Here is a 6241-nt window from a genome sequence, read left to right as displayed (position 1 = left end):
CCAATATTTTAAAGCGGATAATAACCCCAGGGCTTCTTTTGCCTTTTTTTCGTTTGGTAAATTTCTTAATATTTATGGCTAAACGACAATCGTCATCCCGCAGCGGGATCTAGAGATACCGTGGATGAATCGCGGTATGACGTGTTGAAACAATCCGATAAGCGTAAACCTCGTCATCCCGCTGCTTGTTAGCGGGATCTAGAGATACCGCGAATGAATCGCGGTATGAGGGACTGCTGTTATTCCAGTGCTCCTTTTTTTGTCATCCGAGTAGCTGACACTGGGATCTATTTTGCATGTAACTCCAATTGTGTTTTGGCATAAAACGCGACGCGTATTAGACTTATTTGCAAGCAAAGCTTGCTAGATCCCAGTGTCAAGCACTGGGATGACAGGGGGGGGAGGCTACTTGCATGACAGCGAAGGGGCTACTGCCCTCTTGGATGGAAACCAGTGTCAGCTACTTTCATGACACCAACAGTTGATATTGGTTTGTTGCTTTACTGGCAGCTACTAGCTATGCCTCAAGTTTCCTATTCAAAACTTTCAATATTAGATCCAATTCATTTGAATTATTATACCGTATCATAACTTTACCCTTAGAATTGTTGCCATTAATTTTGATCTTTAAACCAAGTTGAGAAGATATAGCGCCTTCTATTACCGTCATATCTTGATTTCTAGTATATTTCTGCTCTTTTTGGTTGTTGCCTTGATGCAAATCTTTTATCAATTTTTCAGTTTGTCTAACGCTTAAGCCTTGAGAAACTATTCTTTCTGCAATACCTTCAGCATTTTCAACATTAATCAACGCTCTTGCATGACCCATAGATAGTTTTTTTTCGTTGATCATTGTTTTCACCCTACAGGGAAGTGACAACATCCGAATCATATTGGTTATGTGGCTGCGGCTTTTGCCTATAGCTGAAGCTAATTCCTCATGTGTATAGAAAAACTCATCTATCAGTTTCTTATACGCTTCACCTTCTTCTATTGGATTAATATCTTGTCTTTGTATGTTTTCAATTATGGATACTTCCAAGCATTCCTTGTCGCTCAGATCTTTTATGATAACCGGTGCACTATTAAGATTTGCAATCTTGCTTGCTCGCCAACGACGTTCCCCGGCTATTATTTCATAACCGTCATCATTTGAATCTTTGCGTACCACGATAGGCTGTATAATGCCACTTTTCTTTATCGAATTTGCAAGTTCTCTTAATGACTCCTCGTCAAAATGTTTCCTCGGTTGAAATTTGCTTGGGTGCAGTAATAAAATAGGCAAATGCTCTTGTCGATCTTCTTTATTATCATAATTATCGCCTATGAGGCCGGCAAGACCTCTGCCGAGGCGTCTATCATCCTTCATACTACGCCCTCGCTTACTAGTTTCTTCTCCTTACAACTGCTCGCGTGCTTTTTTAAAATTTCCCTTGCCAAACTTATATATGCTTGTGCACCAGGACACTTAAGATCATACACAATAGCAGGTTTTCCATGAGAAGGCGCTTCTGATAACCGTACGTTACGTGGAATAACAGTCTCATACAATGGGATGATAGTTTTGTATACTTTATCATTTAAATACTGGCAAATATCGTTTTTAATCTGTTCACTGAGTTTGTTGCGCCTGTCATACATTGTTAACACTATCCCTTCTATTGCCAAAAAAGGGTTTAGGTTATTCCTTTTTATCAGCTCTACAGTTTTAACTAAATGGCTTAATCCTTCCAGAGCAAAAAATTCACACTGAAGAGGGACAATAATAGAATTAGCAGCAGTCAAAGCATTTATGGTTAGAAGCCCAAGTGATGGAGGGCAATCGATGATTATATACTCATAATTATCGCGTATCTTCTCTAGTGCGCTTTTTAGCACAAATTTTCCTCGCTCAAGTTGCGATAATTCAATTTCTGCAGCTGATAAATCAACTACTGACGAAATTAGTGATAAATTTGAAATTTCCTTTATATTGAAAATTGCCGATTCTATCAATTTATTTTCGCTGCTTAGTAGTATTTTGTATATATTTTTTTCTTCCCTACTACGATAAGAAATCCCGAGCCCGGTGCTAGCATTTCCTTGAGGATCAAGATCTACCAATAAAGTGCTTTTTCCCACAGCAGCAAAGGCTGTCGATAAATTTATACTAGTTGTGGTTTTGCCAACTCCTCCCTTTTGATTTACTATTGCAATAATCTTGCTCACGCCTTTTATCTTATGTATAAAATAATTCTATTGTATATATGCAAGAAACTTTTGCATTAGAAAATTTTTTTGTTGTGAACCACACTAAAATTAGACTGTCTTTTTTGCTTTGTGTAACACACTTTGAACCTTGTTTCCTAATTCATTCAGAGTGAATGGTTTTGGCAAAAAGTGAAAATCTTCTATATTGATGTCATCACTCTTTAAAAAAGCATCTTCTGCATACCCAGAAATAAAAATAACGTTGATATTTGGCCTATGGATCAATGCTTCTTTAACTATTTCTGGGCCGCTCACCTCTGGCATGATTACATCAGTGATTATAAGATCTATGTGTTGACTTTTTTTACTGATTATTTCTAGCGCCTCGCTGCCTATGCTTGCTTCTATTACATCAAATCCTTTCCTTTTTAGTGCTTTAGCAATGAATTCCCTTACTGAATCTTCATCTTCAATCAATAAAATTATACCATTACCTTTAATTTCACTTACTACCGGTCTTTCTATTTCTTCACTATCTTCCTCTCTCAGATTTTCATCGGATATGTAAACCATGGGCAAAAATATGCTAAATTTAGTTCCATGATTTACTTTGCTAGCAACATAGATGTATCCTTCAGTTTGTTTAATAATGCCATATACAGTAGAGAGGCCAAGACCTGTACCAGAGGTAATATCTTTGGTAGAAAAAAATGGGTCAAATACCTTTCCAACTGTATCACTTGTCATTCCACATCCAGTATCAATTACTTCAATCACAACATAATTTCCATGTTCGATCGTTTCCTTGTCTGGAGAAAACATATCCTGAGATGTAGAATTTAATGAGTCAATCTTTTGATTAAAGGTTCGTATAGTTAATTCCCCGCCCTTTTCCATAGCAGCACTAGCATTAACTGCTAAGTTAAGTATAACTTGCTCTAATTGCCCTTGATCGGCCCTAACAGCACCCAAGTCTCTACCATAATAAATGTTAAATTTTATATTTTCACCTATTAATCTTTTTATCATTTCATAAAGATTAGCTATAGTTCCATTTACATCAATAATTTTTGGCTGCAAGGTCTGTCTTCTTGAAAAAGCAAGCAATTGTCTTACTAAATTTGATCCACGCTTTGCATTTTGCTGTATCTGTATTATATCTCCAAAAGATGGATCACCAGCTGAATGCTGGAGTAAAAGCAAATCGCAAAATCCTATTATCCCAGTCAATATATTGTTGAAATCATGCGCAATACCACCTGCTAACTGCCCTATAGCTTGCATCTTTTGATAATGCTCAAGCTTTATCTCTAGGTTTTTGTGTTCAGTATTGTCAATAAAATAACAAAGTATGAAGATCATCTTATTATGAAGAAACTTATTGAAATATATTTTTATGTTATTACCGCCGTTGAGCTGTACATCAAAAGACGCATTATTTATTCTATTACTCAAAAAATATTCACGTATTTTCACATGATAACTATCCAATATCAACGTAAAGATTGAATTATTATCTGACCCTGCAAGCTTTATTAGTGCCGTATTTTTCTTTACAAAGTTGCCGTTTATGTCACATTGTGCAATAGCAATTGATGAATTTGCAAAACAAGGGTGTAATTGATAATCAACAATATTTGATTCGGTTGGTGTTATAAAGCCATATATATAGCTATGGTTGTATTTATCACAAAATATAGCAGTGCTCATATAAGCCTTGAATGGAATACCACTTATAGTAAAAAACAAAATTTCATTATCGGTTGTTGTATTGTTATATTTAGATTGAGATATAAAATCACTGATTGAGCTACCTTTTTCCAGTTTTTTTAGTTCAAATATGTCTAAAAATCTTTTATTTACAGATAAAATCACCCCTTTGGCATTTGCAATGTAAGTTCCTATGCTGTGTTTTTCTATTAACTCTTCATATATCTGCTCCTTGTTTATCTGTGTTGCTTTTAATACAAAATACCCATCTGGCCTTGCTATTGGCACTAATGATAAATTTAAAATCTTATTACTATTTATAGCAATTTGGGGATTATCTGGTATCGGCTCAAAGAGCAAAAGAAAGTTAGATACTCTATTCTTCTTGTTTAAGGAAATGCATACCTGTACAGAAGAGTTATTTTTTAGTGCATGATAGAGTACTTTTTTGTCTGCTTCTGAAACATCTCCTATTTCAAGAATCTTGCCTAACGTAATGTCATTATCTATTATATGATCTTTAAACCTTTCGTAGAACCTTGCATCAGCATAAATAATACCTTCATCTTTATGTAAAATAAGGCAAAATTCTGTATTATGATTTAGTGCATTTGCAAATATTGCATTTTGAAATTCTATAGTGTTAAGTATGTATCTGTAGCGTTTTACATTATATATCATAAAGAGAGTTGTTAGAGTGCTAACTAATAAATTAATCCCTATATTAATATGCTGACTATATATATCAAAAAAGTAGAGTATCGATATTGCTACTGAAGGTAAGAGCATAATAACTGCCATCACAACAATTGACATTCCATAATTTCTTAGTATGAAGTCAACCCTGTTCTCTTTTTTGTTATCTATGTATCTTTTATTCATTATTGTTACTTGGCATTGTTGTACATACGAAAATGTTTTATTATATTGATTTAATTATTATAGATTTATTAACGTCTTTGATAGATAATTACCATCCAAATCTAATTAAGTTCCTTAAATATCAGATATAACAATGTTAATAAGCTAGTAAGAGGATATTATGGAAAAACAAAAAACACAAGCATTTAAATGGTTCTGTGCACTAAGAGATAAGATTATAGAATCTTTCTTATTAATTGAAAAACAATCATCCGCAGAGCCAAAGATCGAAAAGAGAAAGTGGGATCGCCCAGGTGGTGGAGGTGGTGAGTCTACAATTATTTTTGGTAATGTTTTTGAAAAAGTTGGAGTAAACGTTTCAAAAGTACACGGAAAATTTGCAGATTCAGCCATTAATGAGATTCCTGGTGCAAGTGAAAGTAACGGAGAGTTTTGGGCAAGCGGTATATCTTTAGTGTCTCATATGCAATCGCCCCTTATCCCTGCAGCACATATGAACACAAGGCTGATATATACTTCAAAACAATGGTTTGGTGGAGGAATGGATTTTACGCCAGTATATAAAAATGAAGAAGATTGCGAGTATATTCATGAATCAATCAAAATGACATGTGATAGATTTGACACCGGATATTATCCAAAATTTAAAGAGCAATGTGACAACTATTTTTTCTTACAACACAGAAAAGAGCCGCGTGGCATTGGTGGCATTTTCTATGATAATCTGAGTTCTGGCAACTGGGAAAACGATTTTGAGTTCACAAAAGCAGTAGGTGAAGCCTTTTTGGAAATTTATTCGCACGTCATACGTAAACATATTCAAAAATCTTGGACAAAAGAACAACGAGAAAATCAATTAATAAAACGTGGCAGATATGTAGAATTCAATCTGTTATACGATCGTGGCACAAGGTTTGGTTTAATGACTGACGGCAATCCAGATGCAATTATGATGTCAATGCCACCACTTGTTAAGTGGTTATAGAGAGCTGCTATTAGTAGAAAATAAATCATCATAGTTTAAAATTGTACCATGGTAGTGAGCTTTTATATAGGGGGTATAATCATGGGCATAATAGATAATTTTTTAATTAAATCTGTCAAAAACAATGACATAAAAGGTGTTAAACTGACCCTAATTCTCTATGATGCATTAAATAGTTTTAGAAAATTCTTTTCAAAGACTATGTCTCTCAAGAATACAGGATCATTTGATATAAATAATAATCAAGCTTTAAATCAGGCTTTAGGACATGCTACAGATCACAAAATAATGGAATTGCTGATTAATCGTGGAGCTGATATCCACTCAATAGATGAGAATGGAAAGAATGTTATAATTCGTGTTATTGAGAGTTTAGCAGAATCAAAAAATCTAAAATTGGATAGTGAGAACCTGTTTAAAATCTTCGTAATAGGAGAGAAATGAAGGAAAGGACAATCATTTGCAAGCTGGTGT

General features: G+C 34.4%; 5 protein-coding genes. 2 read left to right on the top strand and 3 right to left on the bottom strand.

All coding sequences use genetic code 11. The features are described 5' to 3' along the window. Positions 1 to 517: 517 nt before the first annotated feature. The 3 genes from OZD61_RS04030 to OZD61_RS04020 form a co-directional block, all read right to left on the bottom strand. Complete coding sequence (locus tag OZD61_RS04030) at positions 518 to 1369, bottom strand: ParB/RepB/Spo0J family partition protein (RefSeq protein WP_274979948.1); 852 nt, start codon at positions 1367 to 1369, stop codon at positions 518 to 520. After that, positions 1366 to 2208 (bottom strand): ParA family protein, encoded by an 843-nt coding sequence (locus tag OZD61_RS04025; RefSeq protein WP_274979947.1) that lies wholly within the window; start codon positions 2206 to 2208, stop codon positions 1366 to 1368. The genes OZD61_RS04030 and OZD61_RS04025 overlap by 4 nt, the downstream gene beginning before the upstream one ends. Before the next feature lie 90 nt (positions 2209 to 2298). After that, positions 2299 to 4782, bottom strand: a complete 2484-nt coding sequence (locus tag OZD61_RS04020; protein ID WP_274979946.1) for a response regulator — start codon at positions 4780 to 4782, stop codon at positions 2299 to 2301. Between the two features lie 160 nt (positions 4783 to 4942). On the opposite strand from OZD61_RS04020, the gene hemF reads away from it, so the two are divergent. Together hemF and OZD61_RS04010 are read left to right on the top strand one after the other, a co-directional pair. Next, positions 4943 to 5767, top strand: a complete 825-nt coding sequence (gene hemF / locus OZD61_RS04015) for an oxygen-dependent coproporphyrinogen oxidase (protein WP_274979945.1) — start codon at positions 4943 to 4945, stop codon at positions 5765 to 5767. Positions 5768 to 5848: 81 nt separating this feature from the next. Continuing rightward, positions 5849 to 6211 carry a hypothetical protein gene (locus tag OZD61_RS04010; RefSeq protein WP_274979944.1) on the top strand — a complete coding sequence of 121 codons (363 nt, stop codon included), beginning with the start codon at positions 5849 to 5851 and terminating at the stop codon, positions 6209 to 6211. Positions 6212 to 6241: the final 30 nt, after the last annotated feature.

It is taken from the genome of Wolbachia endosymbiont of Drosophila bocki (assembly GCF_028982005.1).
In the GTDB taxonomy this organism is placed as follows: Bacteria; Pseudomonadota; Alphaproteobacteria; order Rickettsiales; family Anaplasmataceae; genus Wolbachia; species Wolbachia pipientis.
The sequence above is the reverse complement of the archived record's forward strand: the minus strand, read 5'-3'. Positions and strand labels throughout refer to the sequence as shown.

Excerpts from the sequence above, each read along its gene's own strand:
- OZD61_RS04030 (WP_274979948.1), bottom strand. The coding sequence starts at position 1,369 with ATGAAGGATGATAGACGCCTCGGCAGAGGTCTTGCCGGCCTCATAGGC.
- OZD61_RS04020 (WP_274979946.1), bottom strand. The coding sequence starts at position 4,782 with ATGAATAAAAGATACATAGATAACAAAAAAGAGAACAGGGTTGACTTC.
- hemF (WP_274979945.1), top strand. The coding sequence starts at position 4,943 with ATGGAAAAACAAAAAACACAAGCATTTAAATGGTTCTGTGCACTAAGA.
- OZD61_RS04010 (WP_274979944.1), top strand. The coding sequence starts at position 5,849 with ATGGGCATAATAGATAATTTTTTAATTAAATCTGTCAAAAACAATGAC.